Origin of the sequence: Thalassospira profundimaris WP0211 (genome assembly GCF_000300275.1) — a bacterium.
In the GTDB taxonomy this organism is placed as follows: Bacteria; Pseudomonadota; Alphaproteobacteria; order Rhodospirillales; family Thalassospiraceae; genus Thalassospira; species Thalassospira profundimaris.
Genome location: NZ_AMRN01000012.1, coordinates 1 through 20,206, shown reverse-complemented (window position 1 = coordinate 20,206; position 20,206 = coordinate 1). Strand labels below are relative to the sequence as shown.

Here is a 20,206-nt window from a genome sequence, read left to right as displayed (position 1 = left end):
ATCATGCGTGATCTTTTTTATGACCTTGTCAGACGCAACGGGATGGCGGTCTCGATCTATCTGATGCTTGCGGTCAGTCTTTGGGTGTTCATTCTGATCATCCTGCCGCAACTGACCATGCTGGATTATTCGTTCCGATTTAACCTGCCACCGGCCAAGATTGGCGGCCCCGAAGACGTCTATACCCTTGAGCAATATCGATATTTCTTCCAAGGAAGTGGTGCGTCCGACGGGATAAACACCCTTGATATCGGCATCCTTTTCAAAACACTGCTTGCGGCTGTGTTCGTCACAGTGTTCGATTTGATCATCTGTTACCCGGTGGCCTTTGTGCTGGCCAAATCATCGACCGGGGCCAAGGCGCGCTTGCTAGTATTGGCGCTTATCGTGCCCTATTGGATCAACGAAATCCTGCGTGCCTTTGCGTTTCGTATTCTGTTTGGCGCCACGGGTGTCATCAATGAAACGGGCATGGGGCTTGGACTTTGGGATACGCCAATTGACTTTATCCGTCAGGATGTCGCGCTTTATGCCGGGTTGGCTTATGCCTACATCCTTTTGATGATCTTCCCGCTTTATAACGCGATTGAAAGCCTTGATCGAAATCAGATCGAAGCCGCGCGTGACATGGGGGCCAACTGGTGGCAGGTCCATGCCAAGGTGGTCATTCCCTATGCCAAGCCGGGCATTGCATCGGGCATGACCATGGTCTTCATGCTGACATCAGGCGCACTTGCGGCACCACAGATCTTGGGGGGCCCATCAAACCTGTGGTTCACGCAGTTGGTCTATCAATGGTTTAACTCCGGCGGCAACTGGCCGCGCGGGTCGGCCTATGCGATGGTCCTTCTGATTGTCTGTATCGCGCTTGTCCTGCTGGTGATGCGCCTGTTCAAGGTTTCGATCGGGGAGATCAAACAATGAAGATGAAATCCCCGACTGCATTGATCCCCGGTCTGTATTTGACCCTGTTCTTTGCCTATCTATTCGGGCCGCTGATCATCATGGTGATCACCGCGTTCAACTCATCGACCTTCCCGCGCGTATCACCGTGGGAGTGTTTTACCACCGACTGGTTTGGCAAGCTTGCCAGCGACGACAAGCTTCTTTCCGGGCTTGGTAATTCGCTTTTGATCGGGGTGGGCGTTGTTTGTGTTGCCATTCCAATCGGACTGGCAGCCGCGATCACGCTGTCACAGGTTGGTCCCAAATTACGCGCAGCCCTTTATACGATCTTCATTGCGCCCATTCTCGTGCCCGGCGTTGTCATCGGTCTTTCGACCCTGATTTTCTGGGACCGGATCGGCACGTTGTTCAATGCACCGTATGAGAGCTTCTTCTATGACGGAACGTTCCTGACCATCTTTGGTCAGGTGACCTTTATCGCCGCTTATTCGATGCTGGTGTTCCTGTCACGTATTCAGCGGTTTGACACCACGCTGACCGAGGCGGCCCTTGATATGGGTGCAACGCCCACGCAGGCGTTTGTCAAAGTGCTTTTGCCCTTCATGGCGCCGGCGATTGGTTCGGCCACGGTTCTGGCGTTTCTGGCATCGCTTGAAAACTACAACACCACCGTGTTTACGATTGTTTCAAGCAGCACCTTCACCACGGTTCTGTCGTCCAAGGTGCGGTATGGTCTTGATCCGTCAATCTCGGCCGTGGCGGTGATTATCATCGCCATCACGCTGATCGGGGCGATCATTTATGAATGCCGCAATCGCTATTACAGCAAGGGCTGGGCCCATGTGATTGCCGAACGACCGGCCCTGAAGATCGCGACGCACCCGGGAACGGTTGCCGTGATTTTGGGTGCTCTGACACTTGCCGCGGTTCTGTTTATCCAGAACCATGATTCCAGTGTCTGCACGGCGCAAGTCCTTGAAGAAAAGCGCGCCCTGCAACAGCAGTTGATGGAACAGCAATCGATCAACTCACCGCAACAGGCTGTGCCAGCCCCGACAATGCCCAACCTTGGCCCGCTTGGCGGTGATGAGGGCAGTGCATCGGCACCAAGCCCGTTTGGCAACAACATCTTCTCGCCCGAGAACCTCGGAACCAGTGCCCCGGAAGGCAATTAAACATTACCTTTCGGCAAGCTGATCAACAAAAAGGGCAGCACGCGATGTGCTGCCCTTTTTTGTTCCGTCAGGCCCTGATGCCTGATCAGGACGGAATGGCGGCGGTTGCCTCGATCTCGACCAGTGCCTCGTCTTCGATGAGTTCCTTGACCACAACCATGGTCATCGCCGGGAAATGCTTGCCAAGGACGCGTTGATAGGCCTGCCCGACTTCGCGCTGATGGGCGAGATATTCCTTTTTATCCGTGACATACCAGGTCAGGCGGGCAATGTGTTCGGGTTTGCCGCCAGCAGCTTCCAGAACGGCGACAATGTTTTTAAGCGCCTGTTCCATCTGGCCAACGAAATCCTTGGCAACAAAGACCTGATCTTCGTTCCAGCCAATCTGGCCACCGATGTAAAGGCGGGCACCATCGGCCAAGACGCCGTTGGCATATCCCTTGGGCTGTTTCCATCCGTCAGGCTGAATGATTTTATGCATTGTTTTCTACCACTTGATTGATTTCTTTTTCGATTTTGGCACGCAAATCATCTGGCCATGCCACTGACTTTCCGGCCCCGTGTTTCGTAAAGACCAGAGTGACCGTTGTTTTCAGGCGTTGCTCGGCACCTGATCGTGCGGTGATTTCCAGCTCTAAACTGGAACGTCCGATCCGGGTCGGGATCAGACAGAATTCCAAAACATCGCCAAGCTTGCTTGGCGCAGTAAAGGCGACACTGAGCGCCGCTGTCGGAACGGCAACCTTCATCGGACCATGCATGGTCGGGAACCCGAACCCGATGACCTGATCAAACCATTCCTCGACCGTGGCATTCACCATCTCGAAATAGCGGGGATAGAAAACAATCCCCGCCGGATCGCAATGTTGAAACATGACTTTCTGGGTATAGGTGAATGCCGCCATATCAGACCCCCAGATACCGGTCAGCCAGGTCGTCGGTCAGTTCGTTCACCGCCCCACTCCAGGCCGTGATGCCCTTTTCGACGATCACATAGCGATCAGCGACACCTGAAAGTTCCTTAAGCGATTTGTCGACCACAAGGATCGTCAGCCCCGATTGTTTAAGCTGATTGATCGCCGCCCAGATTTCCTGACGCACGACCGGTGCCAGTCCCTCGGTTGCTTCATCAAGGATCAGCAAACGCGGATTGGTCATCAATGCACGGCCGATTGCCAGCATCTGTTGCTCGCCCCCCGAAAGGGTCATGGCCTTTTGATCGCAGCGTTCGGCCAGACGCGGGAATAGTCCCGCCACCCGGTCAAAATCCCATTCGCCCGGACGGGCGGCGGCAATCAGGTTTTCCGTCACACTTAGCTGGGCAAAACACCGGCGCCCTTCGGGCACCAGACCAAGACCAAGGCGGGCCGCCTTGTGCGATGGCATCTTTGCCAGATCCTGCCCGGCAAAATGGATTGAACCATCACGATGTTCCATCATGCGACAGATGGTTTTGATCGTGGTGGTCTTGCCCATGCCGTTACGGCCCATAAGGGCGACGGCCTCGCCTTCGTTCAGGGACAAATCAATGCCAAACAGAGCCTGCGACGCGCCATAAAACGCGGTAACGCCACTAAGTTCGAGAAGTGCAGTCATATCAGGCTTCCTCCCCGAGATAGGCACGTTTGACATCATCATTGCCGCGAATTTCGTCCACCGTGCCGGTGGCAATGATCCGGCCATACACCAGAACCGAAATCCGGTCTGCGAGCGCAAAGACCGCATCCATGTCATGTTCGACCAGAAGGATCGGTGCCTGTCCACGCAATCCATCAAGGAACCCGGTCAGGCGTTTGGAACCCTCCGGCCCCATACCGGCCATCGGTTCATCCAACAAAAACGCCTTGGGTTCCAGGGCAAGGGCGACGGCCATTTCAAGCTGGCGACGTTCCCCGTGCGAAATGTCGGCTGCACGCATTTGCGCACGATCCGCCAAGCCAACCCGTTCAAGCTGTGCCATCGCCGGATCAACCAGCGACTTGTCACCCAACACCGGCTTAAAGAACCGGAACACTTTGCCGCTGACCGACTGGCGCGCCAGCATGACGTTTTGCAGGACGGAGAATTCCGGCATCAGGGATGACACCTGAAACGTTCGGGCCAGCCCCATGCGGGATCGCGCCACCGCATCAAGCGCGTTGATGTTCTGACCGTTGAAATGGATATCGCCACGATCAGATTTAATCTCGCCCGCGATCTGTTTGATCAGGGTGGATTTGCCTGCCCCGTTCGGACCGATCAGGGCGTGAATTTCGCCCGGTCGCAGATCAAGCGTGACACTGTCACTGGCCAGAAGCGACCCGAACTGCTTGGTGACATCGGAAAGCGAAAGAATGGCATCAGACATGTTTACGCTCCCCCGCCAGAACACCGACAAGTCCACCGCGCGCAAACAGCACGACCAGAAGCAGCAGGACACCCAACGGCAACTGCCAGAATTCCCAGACACCGCCCAGAAGGTGTTCCAGAATGATGTAAAGGGCCGCACCGGCAAGCGGGCCAAACAAACGACCAACCCCGCCCAAAATGACAAACACCATGATTTCCCCTGACATATGCCAGGACAGCATTGTCGGGCTGACAAAACGGTTGAGGTCGGCATAAAGCGCACCGGCAAGGGCGGTGATCATCGCCGAAATCACAAACGCCACCAGTCGAATGCGAAACGGCGCAATGCCAACCGCCGTCATGCGTTGCGCATTCTGACGCGCCCCCTGAAGGGCAAGACCAAAACGTGAGCGGATCAGAACGGCCGAGAACACCATCGCAATCGCCAGCATCACGGCACAAAGCGCGAAGAAGCTGATCGGATCAAGGGTGTTGATCCCCGGGAAGCCATTGCGCACATAGATCGACAACCCGTCTTCCCCGCCATACGCCGGCCAGGAGATCGCGAAGTAATAGATCATCTGCGCAAAGGCCAGCGTGATCATGATGAAATAGACCCCGCTGGTGCGCAGCGTGATCGCCCCGATCAACAGCGCCACCAGTGCCGAAACGATCAGGGCAACAATCCAGATGATGATCATCTGGGTTGTGCCTTCGATCAGGAACGGGCTTTCCATGATCGGTTCATAGTTCAGCGCATGACTGGCAAGGATACCGGCGGCATAACCGCCAATACCAAAGAACGCCGCATGCCCGAACGACACAAGCCCGCCATAGCCCAGCACAAGGTTAAGCCCGACACCGGCCATGGCAAAGATCGCGACCTTTGTGGCAAGGGTAATGATGAAAGGTTCATCCATGCCAAGCGCGATCAGCGGAACGGTGATGAGCGCAATCGCAAGGATGGAATTAATGAGAAACTCGCGGTTCATGGTCATCAGGAAGTCGCCCCGAACAGACCGCTTGGCCGCAGGAACAGAACCAGCGCCATCACGATATAAATCAACATGGATGCCAGTGCCGAGCCAATCGCCGTGGCACTTGACGGATCAAGGAAGGTCGCAAAAGCATGCGGCAACAGGAACCGCCCCATCGTGTCGGTAAACCCAACCAGCAAGGAGCCGACCAACGCGCCTTTAATGGAGCCGATACCGCCAATGACGATCACGACAAAGGCCAGAATAAGAACCGGTTCACCCATGCCAACCTGAACCGACTGGGTCGTGCCAACAAAGGCACCAGCAAGCCCGGCCAACGCAGCCCCAAGGGCAAAGACAATGGTGTAAAGACGATCAATATCGACACCGAGGGCCGCGATCATGCCACGGTCAGCCTCGCCCGCGCGGATACGGATGCCAAGACGGGTTTTGCCAATCAACAGGAACAAACCGACCGCAACAGCAAGCCCGGCAACAATAATGGCCAAACGGAAAAGCGGATATTGCGATCCACCCGGCAAAATAACAGTGCCGGTCAGGAAATCAGGCACGCTTAAAAACAGCGGGAAGGATCCGAAAATCCAGCGGGTGCCTTCGGAAAAAATCAAAATAAGCGCAAAAGTCGCCAGAACCTGATCAAGGTGATCACGGTTATAAAGACGGCGGATAATCAACATTTCGACCAGCGCACCGGCAATGGCAGCCGCCATCAGACTGGCGACAAGCCCCAGCCAGAAAGACCCGGTCCATGCAGCCACAGCCGCACAGGCAAACGCACCGATCATATAAAGGGAGCCATGGGCAAGATTAATCAGCCCCATCACACCGAAAACCAGCGTCAGCCCCGATGCCATTAAAAACAGCATCACCCCGGACTGAAGGCCGTTTAACAGCTGCTCCAGAAAAAGAGAGAACATTATTGGAAACTCCGTCACAAGGTGGTCGGGGGCCAACTACAAAATCGAAACCGGCCCCCGGCCTCTTGTCAGCTCTTTATTACATCGAGCATTCCGACGCATAGGCGTCAGAGTGATCCGTCAGCGCCGTACCAATGATCTTGTTGGTCAGCACATCGCCTTCTTTGACGACTTCACGGACATACAGATCCTGGATCGGATGCTGGTTCGGACCGAAGGTGAACTTGCCGCGCACGGAATTGAAATCAGCCGCACGCAGGGCTTCACGGAAGGCATCCTTGTCCGAAATGCTTGCCTTATCCATCGCCGACAGCAGCAGATTGGCGGTATCGAAGCCAAACGATGCATAGAGCGACGGCAGACGACCATATTCAGCCTGGAAGGTCTCAACGAAAGCTGCGTTGGTCGGGTTGTCGATATCTTTCGACCAGTTCGAGGTGTTTTTCACACCAAGTGCTGCGTCACCAACGGCACCGAGGATGCCCTGATCCATCGAGAAGGCCGGACCAATCAGCGGCTTGTCGACGCCAGACTGGGCATACTGCTTCATGAACGCGATGCCCATGCCGCCCGGCAGGAAGAAGAATACGTGATCCGCATCTGATGCACGAATTTGTGCAATTTCAGCTGCGTAGTCGGTTTGACCAAGCTTGGTGTAAACTTCGTTGGTGATATCGCCAAAGAAGAAACGCTTGAAACCGGTCAGTGAATCTTTACCAGCCGGATAGTTCGGCGCAAGGATGAACGCCTTTTCATAACCCGCACTCGAAGCATAGCCACCGGCGGCTTCATGCAGGTTGTCGTTCTGATAGGAAACGCTGAAATAGTTCTTGTTGCAGCCCTTGCCTGCCAGCTGTGACGGTGCCGCGTTAACCGACATGTAGATCTTGTCCTGAGCCACCGCAGACGGCACAACCGCCATCGCAAGGTTCGACCAGATGATACCGGTCAGAACATCAACCTTGTCCTGCTGGATCATTTTATCGGCCAGCTGAACCGCGATATCAGGTTTGCGCTGATCGTCTTCGATTACGACTTCAAGATCGGGATTGTTCGCCTGTTTGACAGCAAGCATGAAGCCGTCACGTGCATCAATACCAAGCCCTGCACCACCGCCAGAAAGTGTGGTGATCATACCCACCTTGACCGGCTCTGCCTGCGCAGCTCCGGCTGCAAGCAAAGCAGCAGCTGCTGCGATGGTTGTCTTAATACCCTTCATTTAAGCCTCCGTGTTTATACAATTTTTCATTTAGCAACACGTTGATCCCGCGACATTTATGTCTTTATGCGTCACGGTTTTAGTGAACCTGATGCCTGCCCCTGATTTTGCAGTATTTGCATCCGGTCCGTCCATCCTCAAAGCGTGGTTCTAACCCGCCAGAGTTCCGGAAACAGTTCTACTTCCAACATTTTCTTCAGGTAACTGACGCCTCCCGTGCCTCCAGTGCCACGCTTGAACCCGATCACGCGTTCGACCGTCGTGACATGGTTAAAGCGCCATCGCCGGAAATAGTCTTCGAAATCGACCAGCTTTTCCGCCAATTCATAAAGCGACCAGTATTTCCCCGGATCGCTGTAAACCTTTTGCCAGGCGGCGATCACCGCATCATCAGCCGCATAGGGTGCCGACACATCACGGTTTAGAACGTCTGCTGGCACCTCAATCCCGTCCTCAGCATTCAGCAAGCAAAGAGCTTCGTCATAAAGGCTTGGTGTTGCCAGCTCCGCCTTGAGCATTTCGGTGATGTCTTCGCGGTGCGCATGCGGGCGCAACATCGCGTGGTTGCGATTGCCCAGCATGAATTCGATCAATCGGTACTGATAGGATTGGAACCCCGAAGACGGGCCAAGCGCATCGCGAAACGTCGTGTAATCGCTTGGCGTCATGGTGCGCAGGACATCCCATGCGTTGTTAAGCTGTTCGAAAATGCGCGACACACGCGCCAGCATCTTGAACGCCGGGCGCAGATCACCACCATGGATCGCCCTACGGGCCGCACTGATTTCGCGAATGGCAAGCTTCATCCAAAGTTCTGACGTCTGGTGCTGAATGATGAAAAGCATCTCATCATGGGCATCCGATTGCGGATGCTGGGCCGTCAGGATCGCATCAAGCGACAGATAATCCCCATAGGACATCTGATCGGAGAAATCCGTGCGCGCACCTTCCGTGCTTGGATCATATGGCGAGGTCTGCTTTGCCATCTCAGGTCACCGCGTTGCGTTTGTGGAATTCCGGCTTGTCCCAAGCGCGGGTTTCCATGATTTCAGCCAAAATTTTCACCGCACCATCAACATCACCCTTGTCGATATAAAGCGGGGTGAAGCCAAAGCGAATGACATCCGGTGCGCGGAAGTCACCAATCACACCATGGGCGATCAAGGCCTGCATGACGGCATAGCCCTGATCAAACTTGAACGACACCTGCGATCCACGTTCTTGGGGATTGCGCGGGCTTGCCAGTTCCAGCATCGGGCAATTTGCCTCGACCCCGGCGATGAATTGCTCACACAGCTCGATACTGCGTTTGCGGATATCGGCCATGTCAACGCCGTCCCATGCCTTCATGGCTTCTTCCAACACGGTCATCTGAATAACCGGCGGGGTGCCGACACGCATGCGCGATACATCCGGTGCTGGGGTATAATCGGGATCAAAGGCAAAGGGCGCCGCATGGCCAAGCCAACCCGAAAGCGCCGGACGGGCAGATTTTGCATGATCCGGGTGGACATAGATAAAGGCCGGTGCACCGGGACCACCATTCAGATACTTGTACGTACAACCCACAGCGAAATCGGCATTGCATCCGGTTAGGTCAACCGGCACAGCCCCGGCCGAATGCGCCAAATCCCAAATCACCAATGCGCCAGCGGCATGCGCCAGATCGGTTAGGCGTTTCATGTCGTGCATGCGGCCCGTGCGGTAATCCACCTGAGTCAGCATCAGCACCGCCAGATCTTCGTTGATCAGGCTTTCGACATCTTCAGGGTTCGGTGTTTTCAACACATGACCACGATCAAGCGACTTGATCAGGCCATCTGCCATATAAAGATCGGTCGGGAAGTTGCCATTATCAGAAACGATCACCTTGCGATCCGGGCGCATTTCAACCGCACTTGCCAATGCCTGATAGACCTTGATCGACAGGGTATCGCCCATCACCACAGTACCGGGTGCCGCCCCGATCAAACGTGCGACAAGATTGCCGACACGTTCGGGTTGCTCCATCCATTTGGCATCGTTCCAGCCACGGATAAGCATTTCCCCCCATTCCTGTTCGATCATCTCCTTGGCGCGGTTGGCTGCGGTTTTCGGCAGCACACCAAGCGAGTTCCCATCAAGGTAAATCACACCTTCCGGGATATGGAACAGGGATTTGGTGGCGGCAAAGTCGGTCATGCAGACGGTTCCTGTTTCAGTCTGAAGCGCTGGATTTTTCCAGTCGCGGTTTTTGGCAACGCCTCGATAAAGACGACGGAGCGCGGATATTTAAACGGCGCGATGGTCGCTTTTACATGATCCTGAAGCGCTTTGGCCATCTCGGGCGTTGGATCAAACCCTTCGGCCAGGACAATATGGGCCTGAACAATCGTTCCGCGTTCTTCATCGGGTGCGCCAACAACCGCACATTCCGCAACCGACGCATGTGCTAACAACGCCGCCTCCACCTCTGGCCCGGCGATGTTATAGCCCGATGACACAATCATGTCGTCGTTGCGTGCCGCAAAATGATAGTAGCCGTCTTCATCAACAAAGAACGCATCCCCCGTCAGGTTCCAGCCATCGCGGACATAGACGCTCTGACGCACGTCATCCAGATAACGGCATCCCGTGGGACCACGAACCGCAAGGCGCCCAACGGTTCCGACCGGTACTTCGTTCATTTTGTCATCGACAATCTTGGCTTCATACCCCGTCACCGGGCGACCGGTGCAGGCCGGGTGACTGTCACCAAATCGGTTGGAAATAAAGATATGGAGCATCTCGGTCGCGCCAATGCCATCAAGCATCGGCTTACCTGTTTTTGCCATCCACGCCTCATAGACCGGGGCCGGCAGGGTTTCACCGGCCGAAACGGCGGCGCGCAGCGATGACAGATCAGCACCATCTTCCATGGCTGATAACATCACCCGGTATGCGGTCGGTGCGGTAAAGCAAACCGTTGCCTTATAGGTTTCGATGATTTCGATCATGTTGGGTGGAGACGCCTTTTCAAGCAAGGTCGCCGTCGCCCCGAACCGCAACGGAAAGATCGCAAGCCCGCCAAGCCCGAACGTAAAGGCCAGCGGCGGGGAGCCGACAAACACGTCATCAGGGGTGACATTCAGCACTTCCTTGGCATAGCCATCGGCAATGATCAAAAGATCACGGTGGAAATGCATGGTCGCCTTCGGACTGCCCGTGGTGCCCGATGTAAAGCCCAACAAGGCAACATCATCGCGCCCGGTCTTGACCGCTTCGAACTTGACCGATTTGGTCAGCGCAATGCGATCAAGCTCCGCATCATGATTGGCCGTACCGTCAAAGCCGATGACCTTCTTAAGGAACTTGCTGTCCTTGGCACACGCCACCAGTTCATCCATCAGGCGCGTGTCACACAGGGCAAATTCGATCTCGGCCTTGTCAACGATCTGGCCCAACTCACCGGCACGGAGCATCGGCATGGTATTGACCACAACCGCCCCGGCCTTGGTCGCCGCCAGCCAGCAAGCTACCATCGCCGGGTTGTTGGCCGAACGGATCAGGATGCGATTGCCCGGTTTGACACCGTAATCCTCGGCCAATGCATGGGCGATCCGGTTGGTCCAGTCTGCCAGTTCCTTATAGGTACGCTGGCGCCCATTGCCGATCAGGGCTGTGTTATCGCCAAACCCCTGTTCGACCATCTTGTCGGTCAGTTCGACCCCGGCATTCAGATATTCGGGATAATCAAACCCATCCAGATTGATATCCGGCCATTCTGCAAACGGGGGCAACTTGTCCCGTGTGAAGCTATCGGTATGTGCGGTTGGTCCGAGCATTGTGAAGTCCCTGATACAGCCATTATTACGCCAGCGTTTGCCGTGCGATGATTATTTTCTGGACGTCGGATGCGCCTTCATAAATGCGAAGGGCGCGAATTTCCCGGTAAAGCGATTCAACGATGTGCCCGCTGCGCACACCATCGCCGCCATGAATTTGCACCGCCTTATCGATGACGGTTTGTGCATGATCGGTTGAATAAAGTTTGGCCATTGCCGCTTCGCGACTAACCCGCGCAGCACCACTGTCCTTAAGCCAGGCAGCGCGATAAACCAGAAGGGCCGAGGCATCGATATCAAGCGCCATGTCCGCGACATGCCCCTGAACCATCTGCAAATCAAAAAGTGGCGCGCCAAACAGTTCGCGTTCCTGAACGCGGGTGATGGTTTCATCAAGTGCGCGACGCGCAAAGCCAAGGGCGGCTGCGGCAACGGTCGATCGGAAAACATCCAAAACCGACATCGCGATCTTGAACCCATCCCCCCCCTTGCCCATCAGGGCGGAGGCCTGAATACGGCAATCGGTAAATTTCAAACGTGCCAACGGATGCGGCGCGATGGTGTGAAGGCGCTCAGCGATTTCAAAGCCGGACACGTTCGCCGGAACGATGAAGGCCGAAAGTCCCTTGGCACCGGGGGCTTCACCCGTGCGGGCAAAGACACAATAGAAATCGGCAATGCCGCCGTTCGAAATCCAGGTTTTTTCACCGTTCAGCACGAAGTCATCGCCATCACGCTTTGCCTCAAGCGCGATATTGGCAACGTCCGAGCCCGATTGCGGTTCGGTCAGTGCAAAGGCGGCAATCGCCTTGCCGGAACGTACTTTTGGCAACCAGTTATCTTTCTGGTCGTTTGTCCCGAACAAGGAGATTGCGCCACTCCCCAACCCTTGCATCGCAAATGAAAAATCAGCAAGCCCGTCATAACGCGCCAGTGTTTCACGGATCAGACAAAGCGATCTGACATCAAGCTTTGATCCCGCATCATCCGGATCAACCGCGGCATGACGCAACCAGTCGCCACTGGCCAGGCGTGCCACAAGATCGCGACAGGCCGCATCGACATCCTCGTGATTGATGCCCTTGATATTGGCCGCAGCCCAATCATCAAGCTTGGCCGCCAGTTCGCGATGGCGGTCTTCAAAGAATGGCCAATCAAGATAGGTCTTATCTGCCATCAGTCACCCTCGAACACCGGTTTTTCCTTGGCAACGAATGCCTTGTAGGCGCGATTGAAATCCTCGGTCTGCATGCAAATCGCCTGCGCCTGTGCTTCGGCCTCGATCGCCTGTTCGATCGACATATTCCATTCCTGGGCCAGCATGGTTTTGGTCATCATGTGACCAAAGTTCGGGCCTTGGGAAATACGGGCTGCAAGTGCAATCGCTTCGGCCTCAAGCGCATCTGCCTCGACCAGACGATTATAAAAGCCCCAACGCTCGCCTTCCTCCGCCGACATGGATCGGCCGGTGTAAAGAAGCTCTGCAGCGCGGCCCTGTCCGATGATGCGCGGCAGGATGGCACATGCCCCCATGTCACATCCGGCAAGCCCGACCCGGGTAAACAGGAACGCGGTTTTGGACGCCGCCGTCGCCAGTCGCAGATCAGATGCCATGGCAATGATCGCCCCGGCCCCGACACAAACACCGTCGACCGCGGCAATTACCGGTTTGCCACAGCCAATGATCGCCTTGACCAGATCACCGGTCATGCGGGTGAATTCCAGAAGGCCCTTCATGTCCTTGTCGATCAGCGGGCCGATGATGTCATGCACATCCCCGCCAGAGCAGAAATTGCCCCCGTTCGAACCAAACACGACCGCCTTGACGTCATCGGCATAGACCAGATCGCGGAATGTATCGCGAAGCTCGGCATAGCTTTCAAAGGTCAACGGGTTCTTGCGATCCGGGCGATCAAGCGAAATGACCGCAACGTCGCCTTCCATGCGCCAGTTGAAATGTTTGGGCGTGATGTTTGCCATCTTAGTCATGGTGGGGCGCCTCGTTATGATGAGAAATGTTGCGCAGGATGCGGATCAGGGCATCGGCATCGCCAGACGACAGATCGGAAAACAGATCAGAAACCCAACCTTCATGTACCAGCGCACGTTCAGCGAAATCCTTTTCACCCGCCTTGGTCAGGCGGACAATCGATGCCCGGCGATCATTTTCGACCGGCATGCGAACAACCAATCCCTCTGCCACCAGACGATCAACGATGCCTGTAACATTGCCGTTTGATACCATCAGCGACTTTGAAAGCTCGCTCATGCGCATGCCATCACGTTCGCGATAAAGGGCGGCCAGCACGTCAAAGCGCGGCAGCGTTGATCCGAACTCAAGGCGCATCTTTTCGCGCAGCTCGCCTTCGATCTTTCGCGACACCTTCAGGATTTGCAGCCAGGCGCGTAAACGTGCCTTCGACAGATCAGACGTCTCATTTCCTGCCCGTTCGGAAAGTGCTTCGGATTTGTTCATGTTCATACTTCTCCTCCCGAAACGGAAATCGTCTGTCCCGTTATCGATGCCGCCTTGGAGCTGCAAAGCCACATGACGGTTTCAGCAACCTCTTCAGGCTGAATGAACCGGTTTTGCGGATTGATTTTGGCAAGGCTTGCGCGCGCGGCGTCCTTGCTCATACCGGTTTTGGCAACGATGTTTTCAACCGACTTTGCCAACATCGGCGTTTCCATGAAACCCGGGCAAACCGCATTGATCGTGATCGGGCTGTTGGCCAATTCCGCCGCCATGCCCTTGACCGTGCCCACAACGCCATGTTTTGCCGCACAATAAGCCGTAACATAGGCATAACCCTTAAGCCCAGCGGTCGAGGCAATGGAAATCAGCCGCCCCGGCTTGGTCTTGTCCATCGCAGCCAATCCTTCACGGAACGTCAAAAACGTCCCGGTCAGATTGACATCCATGGTCCGTTGCCAAAGATCGACCGATGTTTTACCAATCGGGGCACTTTCGGCCATGCCGGCATTGGCGATCACCAGATCAGGGGTGCCAACCACATCGACCATGGTTGTGAACATATCTTGCACTGATGTTTCATCGGTGACATCGGCCACGATGGCAGTGATGTTTTGATGTTCGGCAACTTCAGCCAGCACATCTGATCGCCGCCCGGAAACAGCCACCTTCACACCATTATCGGCCAGCATCCGGGCCATCACGGCCCCGACACCGGAACCGCCGCCGGTGATCAATGCGTTATGAACGGCAAGATCGGTCATCCGTGCTTATACCTTTCCGGTCATGGTTTCAGCCCGCTCGGCAAGACGGCACATCTGATCACGCCCGGCATAGTATGGCGCCGGCCAGTTTTCGGTGCGGTTGCCAAGGTTGGCTGCCTGATGCAGCGCCCAATACGGATTGGCCAGATGCGGTCGCGCCAGACAAACAAGATCAGCACGCCCGGCCATCAGGATCGAATTGACGTGATCTGCCTCATAGATATTGCCAACCGCCATGGTCGGAATACCGGCTTCGTTGCGGATACGGTCGGAAAACGGCGTCTGGAACATGCGACCATAAACCGGTTTGGCATCCGTTGTCGTCTGCCCCGCCGAAACGTCACAAATATCGACGTCATTGGCCTTAAGCATCTTGGCAATCTCGACCGCTTCTTCGGGCGTAATACCGGCATCACCGACCCAGTCATTGGCCGAAATACGGACCGACATCGGCTTGTTCTTGGGCCATGCCGCACGGACGGCATTGATGACTTCAAGCGGATAGCGCATCCGGTTTTCAAGCGACCCACCATATTCATCATCGCGGATATTGCTGACCGGGCTGATGAAAGAGGACAGAAGATAACCATGCGCGGCATGAACCTCGATCATGTCAAAGCCTGCGCGATCGGCCATTTTGGCAGATGCAACAAACTGATCACGAACCATATCCATGTCTTCACGCGTCATGGCCTTTGGCACCGCATTGCGGTCCGACCATGCGATGGCAGATGCCGACATCAGCGGCCAGTTGCCATCCTTTAATGGTGCATCCATTTCTTCCCAGCCAAGCTGGGTCGAACCCTTCCGCCCGGAATGACCGATCTGCATGCAGACCTTGGCATCCGTCTCGGCATGGATGAAATCCGTAATCCGCGCCCAGGCCTTCTCATGGCTTGCATCATAGGCCCCCGGGCAGCCCGGTGTGATGCGGCCTTCCGGCGATACACATGTCATCTCGGTATAAACCAACCCTGCCCCGCCTTTTGCGCGCTCGGCGTAATGCACCAGATGCCAGTCGGTCGGGCAGCCATCAGCCGCCTTGTACTGTGCCATCGGCGAGACAACGATGCGGTTCTTAAGCGACATGTCGCGCAACTGATAGGGCACGAACATCGGATGGCGCACCGGCGCACTTTCCGGAAGGCCCGCCTGCGTCTGGAACCATTTTTCCGCACCTTCAAGCCATTTTGCATCGCGTAGGCGCAGGTTTTCGTGACTGATGCGCTGCGATCTGGTCAGAAGCGAATAAGTAAACTGGGTCGGATCAAAATCGAAATAACGTTCGATTTCCTCAAACCATTCCATCGAGTTGCGTGCAGCTGACTGCAGCCGCAGGACCTCAAGACGGCGCTCGTCTTCGTATTTGCCAAAGGCGGACTTAAGGTCGCCTTCGGAATGCAGGTAGTTCGCCAGCGCAATCGCACTTTCAAGTGCAAGCTTGGTGCCTGACCCAATGGAAAAATGCGCGGTCGCCGCCGCATCGCCCATCAAAACGATGTTTTCATGCGACCAGCTTTTGCACAAAACCCGCGGGAAGCTCAGCCAGGCCGAACCACGAATATGGAGCGCATTGCTGATCAGATTGTGACCGCCGAGATGATCCTTGAAGATGTCCTCACAGGTCGCAATCGACTCTTCCTTCGACATCTCGCCAAAGCCATAGGCATCCCAGGTTTCCTGAGTGCATTCGACAATGAAGGTCGCGGTTTCGTCATCAAACTGATAGGCGTGTGCCCAGACCCAACCCTTGTCGGTTTCTTCAAAGATAAAGGTAAAGGCGTCATCGAATTTCTGATGCGTACCCAGCCAAACAAACTTGCATTTGCGGGTATCAATATCAGGCTGGAAATGTTCGGCAAATTCGGTGCGGGTTCTGGAATTCAGGCCGTCACTGGCAACGACAAGATCAAATTCCTTGGCATAATGCGCGGCACTTTCGGCCTCGGTCTCAAAGCGCAACTCCACACCAAGTTCGCGTGCCCGATCTTGTAACAGGATCAGAAGCTTTTTACGCCCAATGCCACAGAACCCGTGACCAGTGGAAATCGTCTTTTCGCCGCGATACTGAACCGCAACGTCATCCCAATAGGAAAAGTTGGCGCGAATTTCCTCGGCACTTTTGGTGTCATTCTCGGCCAGATTGTCCAGCGTCTCGTCGGACAGCACCACGCCCCAGCCAAATGTGTCATCAGGCTTGTTGCGTTCAATCACAACAACCTCATGCGCGGGGTCGCGCAATTTCATCGAGATTGCAAAATAAAGCCCCGCAGGACCGCCACCCAGACAAGCTACTCTCACCAGCTTTTCCCTTCCTGATTTGTTTGGTTGTTTCGGGAAACTGATAAAACGGTACGCCTCGTTTTATTTTATTTCAAGCACATATATTTTAAGTTTGAAATATCTATGGATTTGCCTAGAATTTGATCCATTACCAGAATGCACCAGACAGGTGCTGTACGAAAATTCAGGGAACCGACCATGATTACCGACTGGGATGATGCTTATGCCAATGGCGATTACATTGCCGATGCCGCAACCTATCCGGAACTTTGGGCGACCCAGTCGGCAAAGTTTCGCGACGAGCTCAGTGGCGACAATCGCGCCCGGCTTGACATCGCCTATGGCAACGCCCCTCGCGAAAAATATGACCTTTTCCTGCCAACCGGCACGCCCAAAGGTCTGGTCGTGTTCGTGCATGGCGGCTACTGGAAGGCATTTGACAAATCCAGCTGGTCGCACCTGGCAAATGGTGCCGTGACCAGAGGCTGGGCTGTCTGCATGCCAAGCTATACACTCGCCCCCGACGCACACCTTTCCGACATTACCCGCCAGGTCGGGGCTGCCATCACGCATGCCGCAGATCAGATCGCGGGTCCGATCCACATCACGGGGCATTCGGCCGGCGGCCATCTTGTCAGCCGTATGGTCAGCCACACGTCGCCGCTTTCGTCCTCCGTTCTGGCACGGATTGAAAACACGGTTTCCATTTCCGGCCTTCATGATCTTCGCCCGCTGCTGCGGACCTCCATGAACGACACCCTCGGACTGGACGCGGCCGAAGCCGAACGTGAAAGTGCTGCCCTTCTGAAGCCCGCCTTGCCATGTTCGATCACCTGCTGGGTCGGGGCCGATGAACGCCCGGAATTTGTTCGCCAGAATGATCTGCTGGCCAATATCTGGACCGGTCTTGGCGCCCGCACGCGAAGTGTACATGCCCCGGACAAACATCATTTCAATGTGATTGCCGATCTCGCCGACCCGGATTCCGATCTCGTTGCCTGTCTGCTTACCCCCATCAGTGCAGAGGACGCCTAAAATGTCGACTGTCACACTGACACTTGAAAACGCCATTGCCGTTATCACCATCAACAACCCGCCGATTAACGCGACCAGCCACGCTGTGCGCAGCGGGATCGTCGATGCCCTGGATCAGATTGATGGCAATGATGACATCCGCGCCGCGATTCTGATTTGCGACGGCAAGACCTTCATCGCCGGTGCCGATGTCAGCGAGTTTGGCCAACCGCCAAAGGCGCCGATCCTGCCCGACGTGATCAAACGCATAGAGGCCGCAACCAAACCGTTCATCGCCGCCATTCATGGGCACGCTCTTGGTGGTGGACTGGAAGTGGCCCTTGGCTGTCATTACCGCATTGCCGATAGCACCGCCAAACTTGGCCTGCCGGAAGTAAATCTCGGCCTGATCCCGGGCGCGGGTGGCACGACCCGCTTGCCGCGCCTGATCCCGGTTAGCGAAGCCGTCTCGATGATTACCAGCGGCAAACCAATATCGGCCACCAAGGCCAACGAGATCGGCTTACTTGATGCCATTACCCACGGCGCCTTGGGCGATGCCGCACGCGACTTTGCCAAAACCATCCTCAGTCGTGGAACACCGGCATGGCTTCTTGCGAGGGATCCCATTGATGCGCCGAGCTCTGCGCAATGGGATGACATAACATCCGCGACGAAAAAGAAGGCGCGTGGTCAGGTCGCCCCGCTTGCCGCTATTTCTGCCATCCGAAATGGCATCGAACACGGACCGGATGCAGGCCTTGATTTTGAACGCGAAAAATTCATCGAACTGCGTGACAGCGATCAGTCAAAGGCGCTGCGTCACATCTTCTTTGCCGAACGCTCTGTTGCCAAACTGCCCGAACTCAAAGGTGTCGAACCAAACCCGATCCACCAGGTCGGTGTGATTGGCGGCGGTATCATGGGGGCTGGCATAGCAACCGCGTCACTGCTCGCGGGCTTTGATGTCACGATCATCGAACGAGATGAAGCTGCCTGTGACAATGGCCGTGCGACGGTTGAAAAACACATTGCTGGCAGCCTCAAGCGCGGTCTGATCAGTCAGGATCGATTTGATGCGCTGATGGCGTCCCTTTCGACCAGCATTGATTACGCTGCCTTATCCCACGCCGATCTGGTGGTCGAGGCCGTGTTTGAAGATATGGCGGTTAAACACGATGTCTTTGGCAAACTAAGTCTTCATTGCAAGGCCGATGCAGTCCTTGCATCAAACACATCCTATCTTGATATCAACGAAATCGCATCACGGTGCATCAATCCACAACGCGTGATTGGCCTGCATTTCTTCTCGCCCGCCCATATCATGAAGCTGCTTGAAGTAGTGCGGACTAAGTCGGCCGACGCCCAAAGCCTTGCAACCGCATTCGAGTTTGCCCGCGCCCTTGGCAAGATTGCCGTTCCGTGCGGCGTTTGCGATGGCTTTATCGGCAACCGGATCATGTCGGCTTATCGCAAGCATTGTGAATACATGCTCGAAGACGGCGCATTGCCCGATCAAATTGATGCCGCCATGGTCGAATTCGGCTTCCCGATGGGCCTGTTTGCCATGCAGGATATGGCGGGCCTTGAGATTTCCTGGGCAACCCGCAAACGCCTCGCCCCGTTCCGCGATCCGGCCGAACGTTACGTCGCCTTGGGAGATTATCTGTGTGAGATGGGGCGTTTTGGCAAAAAGAACGGCCTTGGCTGGTATCACTATGACGACAATGGCAAGGCTCAGCCGGATCCGGAGGTCGATGCATTGGTGATTGCCGAATCAGCTAAAAAAGGCATTACCCGGCGTGATTTCACCAGCACGGAAATCTTGGATGTCATCCTTGGTGCGATGCGCAGTGAAGGCGACAAGATCCTCGCTGAAGGGATCGCCAACAATGCTGATGCCATTGATGTTGTCATGGTCAATGGCTATGGCTTCCCGAGGCACAAGGGTGGGCCGATGTTTATGACTGGCAATGAGGATTAGGAGAGAGTTGCGGGGGCAGGATTAGCGCTCGCTTTGCTCGCTCAGCTCCGGCCTATGGCCTACGCAAAGAACCTGCAAACAGGCATTGGCCTGTTTGCGATGTTCCAATCCATATGCACCCGTCAATCGAACATTAAAAAAGCCCGCCACAAGCCAAGAATCAAAAAAGCCCCTAACTCATTGAGTTAAGGGCTTTATTTTGGTTGCGGGGGCAGGATTTGAACCTGCGACCTTCAGGTTATGAGCCTGACGAGCTACCGGGCTGCTCCACCCCGCGTCAGGGTGATATATCTGTTTAGGCGCTGGGCTTTAAACAGATAACGCCGCTCATGTTTGAAGCGG

Annotated in this window: 19 protein-coding genes and 1 tRNA gene; 4 read left to right on the top strand and 16 right to left on the bottom strand. The window is 55.4% G+C overall.

The genetic code is table 11. The features are described from left to right. Positions 1-3: 3 nt before the first annotated feature. Positions 4-924, top strand: coding sequence for an ABC transporter permease (locus TH2_RS18530; RefSeq protein ID WP_008891979.1), 921 nt, complete (start codon positions 4-6; stop codon positions 922-924). Next, on the top strand, positions 921-2,081 hold the full coding sequence (locus tag TH2_RS18525; RefSeq protein WP_008891978.1) for an ABC transporter permease: 1,161 nt from the start codon (positions 921-923) through the stop codon (positions 2,079-2,081). Before TH2_RS18530 ends, TH2_RS18525 begins: the two co-directional genes overlap by 4 nt. Positions 2,082-2,166: 85 nt before the next feature. Here TH2_RS18525 and TH2_RS18520 read toward each other — a convergent pair whose 3' ends face one another. From TH2_RS18520 to TH2_RS18450, 15 genes are all read right to left on the bottom strand, one after another. After that, a complete protein-coding gene (locus TH2_RS18520) occupies positions 2,167-2,562 on the bottom strand; it encodes a RidA family protein (protein ID WP_008891977.1) in 396 nt (131 codons plus the stop codon). Next, positions 2,555-2,986: an acyl-CoA thioesterase gene (locus TH2_RS18515; protein ID WP_008891976.1), complete on the bottom strand. Its 432-nt coding sequence runs from the start codon at positions 2,984-2,986 to the stop codon at positions 2,555-2,557. The genes TH2_RS18520 and TH2_RS18515 overlap by 8 nt, the downstream gene beginning before the upstream one ends. A gap of 1 nt (position 2,987) precedes the next feature. Next, positions 2,988-3,677: an ABC transporter ATP-binding protein gene (locus TH2_RS18510; protein WP_008891975.1), complete on the bottom strand. Its 690-nt coding sequence runs from the start codon at positions 3,675-3,677 to the stop codon at positions 2,988-2,990. Position 3,678: 1 nt separating this feature from the next. After that, positions 3,679-4,428, bottom strand: a complete 750-nt coding sequence (locus TH2_RS18505) for an ABC transporter ATP-binding protein (protein WP_008891974.1) — start codon at positions 4,426-4,428, stop codon at positions 3,679-3,681. Further along, positions 4,421-5,407 (bottom strand): branched-chain amino acid ABC transporter permease, encoded by a 987-nt coding sequence (locus TH2_RS18500; RefSeq protein ID WP_008891973.1) that lies wholly within the window; start codon positions 5,405-5,407, stop codon positions 4,421-4,423. Before TH2_RS18500 ends, TH2_RS18505 begins: the two co-directional genes overlap by 8 nt. Beyond that, positions 5,407-6,324: a branched-chain amino acid ABC transporter permease gene (locus TH2_RS18495; RefSeq protein ID WP_008891972.1), complete on the bottom strand. Its 918-nt coding sequence runs from the start codon at positions 6,322-6,324 to the stop codon at positions 5,407-5,409. The genes TH2_RS18500 and TH2_RS18495 overlap by 1 nt, the downstream gene beginning before the upstream one ends. Before the next feature lie 79 nt (positions 6,325-6,403). Beyond that, positions 6,404-7,543, bottom strand: a complete 1,140-nt coding sequence (locus TH2_RS18490) for an ABC transporter substrate-binding protein (protein WP_008891971.1) — start codon at positions 7,541-7,543, stop codon at positions 6,404-6,406. 137 nt (positions 7,544-7,680) lie between these two features. Further along, positions 7,681-8,529 carry a tryptophan 2,3-dioxygenase gene (gene kynA, locus TH2_RS18485; RefSeq protein WP_008891970.1) on the bottom strand — a complete coding sequence of 283 codons (849 nt, stop codon included), beginning with the start codon at positions 8,527-8,529 and terminating at the stop codon, positions 7,681-7,683. Position 8,530: 1 nt separating this feature from the next. Next, positions 8,531-9,724: a kynureninase gene (gene kynU / locus TH2_RS18480; protein ID WP_008891969.1), complete on the bottom strand. Its 1,194-nt coding sequence runs from the start codon at positions 9,722-9,724 to the stop codon at positions 8,531-8,533. Next, positions 9,721-11,346, bottom strand: a complete 1,626-nt coding sequence (locus tag TH2_RS18475) for an AMP-binding protein (RefSeq protein ID WP_008891968.1) — start codon at positions 11,344-11,346, stop codon at positions 9,721-9,723. The genes kynU and TH2_RS18475 overlap by 4 nt, the downstream gene beginning before the upstream one ends. A 25-nt stretch (positions 11,347-11,371) precedes the next feature. Beyond that, on the bottom strand, positions 11,372-12,523 hold the full coding sequence (locus TH2_RS18470; RefSeq protein ID WP_008891967.1) for an acyl-CoA dehydrogenase family protein: 1,152 nt from the start codon (positions 12,521-12,523) through the stop codon (positions 11,372-11,374). Further along, positions 12,523-13,335 carry an enoyl-CoA hydratase family protein gene (locus tag TH2_RS18465; protein ID WP_008891966.1) on the bottom strand — a complete coding sequence of 271 codons (813 nt, stop codon included), beginning with the start codon at positions 13,333-13,335 and terminating at the stop codon, positions 12,523-12,525. The genes TH2_RS18470 and TH2_RS18465 overlap by 1 nt, the downstream gene beginning before the upstream one ends. Further along, positions 13,328-13,822 carry a MarR family winged helix-turn-helix transcriptional regulator gene (locus TH2_RS18460; RefSeq protein WP_143588777.1) on the bottom strand — a complete coding sequence of 165 codons (495 nt, stop codon included), beginning with the start codon at positions 13,820-13,822 and terminating at the stop codon, positions 13,328-13,330. Before TH2_RS18460 ends, TH2_RS18465 begins: the two co-directional genes overlap by 8 nt. 2 nt (positions 13,823-13,824) lie before the next feature. Next, positions 13,825-14,583, bottom strand: coding sequence for an SDR family NAD(P)-dependent oxidoreductase (locus TH2_RS18455; RefSeq protein WP_008891964.1), 759 nt, complete (start codon positions 14,581-14,583; stop codon positions 13,825-13,827). Positions 14,584-14,589: 6 nt separating this feature from the next. Continuing rightward, positions 14,590-16,884, bottom strand: a complete 2,295-nt coding sequence (locus TH2_RS18450) for a bifunctional salicylyl-CoA 5-hydroxylase/oxidoreductase (RefSeq protein ID WP_040824648.1) — start codon at positions 16,882-16,884, stop codon at positions 14,590-14,592. A 180-nt stretch (positions 16,885-17,064) separates the two neighbouring features. Between TH2_RS18450 and TH2_RS18445 the strand changes: the two genes are divergently transcribed. Together TH2_RS18445 and TH2_RS18440 are read left to right on the top strand one after the other, a co-directional pair. Then, positions 17,065-17,901, top strand: coding sequence for an alpha/beta hydrolase (locus tag TH2_RS18445; RefSeq protein ID WP_008891962.1), 837 nt, complete (start codon positions 17,065-17,067; stop codon positions 17,899-17,901). Position 17,902: 1 nt separating this feature from the next. After that, on the top strand, positions 17,903-19,864 hold the full coding sequence (locus TH2_RS18440; protein WP_008891961.1) for a 3-hydroxyacyl-CoA dehydrogenase NAD-binding domain-containing protein: 1,962 nt from the start codon (positions 17,903-17,905) through the stop codon (positions 19,862-19,864). A 200-nt stretch (positions 19,865-20,064) separates the two neighbouring features. On the opposite strand, the gene TH2_RS18435 is transcribed toward TH2_RS18440, so the two are convergent. Further along, positions 20,065-20,141 (bottom strand) — tRNA-Met (locus TH2_RS18435). Positions 20,142-20,206 lie beyond the last annotated feature (65 nt).

Coding starts and splice junctions, on each gene's coding strand:
- TH2_RS18445 (WP_008891962.1), top strand. CDS start 17,065: ATGATTACCGACTGGGATGATGCTTATGCCAATGGCGATTACATTGCC.
- TH2_RS18520 (WP_008891977.1), bottom strand. CDS start 2,562: ATGCATAAAATCATTCAGCCTGACGGATGGAAACAGCCCAAGGGATAT.
- TH2_RS18510 (WP_008891975.1), bottom strand. CDS start 3,677: ATGACTGCACTTCTCGAACTTAGTGGCGTTACCGCGTTTTATGGCGCG.
- TH2_RS18500 (WP_008891973.1), bottom strand. CDS start 5,407: ATGACCATGAACCGCGAGTTTCTCATTAATTCCATCCTTGCGATTGCG.
- TH2_RS18505 (WP_008891974.1), bottom strand. CDS start 4,428: ATGTCTGATGCCATTCTTTCGCTTTCCGATGTCACCAAGCAGTTCGGG.
- TH2_RS18495 (WP_008891972.1), bottom strand. CDS start 6,324: ATGTTCTCTCTTTTTCTGGAGCAGCTGTTAAACGGCCTTCAGTCCGGG.
- TH2_RS18525 (WP_008891978.1), top strand. CDS start 921: ATGAAGATGAAATCCCCGACTGCATTGATCCCCGGTCTGTATTTGACC.
- TH2_RS18455 (WP_008891964.1), bottom strand. CDS start 14,583: ATGACCGATCTTGCCGTTCATAACGCATTGATCACCGGCGGCGGTTCC.
- TH2_RS18515 (WP_008891976.1), bottom strand. CDS start 2,986: ATGGCGGCATTCACCTATACCCAGAAAGTCATGTTTCAACATTGCGAT.
- TH2_RS18440 (WP_008891961.1), top strand. CDS start 17,903: ATGTCGACTGTCACACTGACACTTGAAAACGCCATTGCCGTTATCACC.
- TH2_RS18465 (WP_008891966.1), bottom strand. CDS start 13,335: ATGACTAAGATGGCAAACATCACGCCCAAACATTTCAACTGGCGCATG.
- TH2_RS18490 (WP_008891971.1), bottom strand. CDS start 7,543: ATGAAGGGTATTAAGACAACCATCGCAGCAGCTGCTGCTTTGCTTGCA.
- TH2_RS18530 (WP_008891979.1), top strand. CDS start 4: ATGCGTGATCTTTTTTATGACCTTGTCAGACGCAACGGGATGGCGGTC.
- kynU (WP_008891969.1), bottom strand. CDS start 9,724: ATGACCGACTTTGCCGCCACCAAATCCCTGTTCCATATCCCGGAAGGT.
- kynA (WP_008891970.1), bottom strand. CDS start 8,529: ATGGCAAAGCAGACCTCGCCATATGATCCAAGCACGGAAGGTGCGCGC.
- TH2_RS18470 (WP_008891967.1), bottom strand. CDS start 12,523: ATGGCAGATAAGACCTATCTTGATTGGCCATTCTTTGAAGACCGCCAT.
- TH2_RS18460 (WP_143588777.1), bottom strand. CDS start 13,822: ATGAACAAATCCGAAGCACTTTCCGAACGGGCAGGAAATGAGACGTCT.
- TH2_RS18475 (WP_008891968.1), bottom strand. CDS start 11,346: ATGCTCGGACCAACCGCACATACCGATAGCTTCACACGGGACAAGTTG.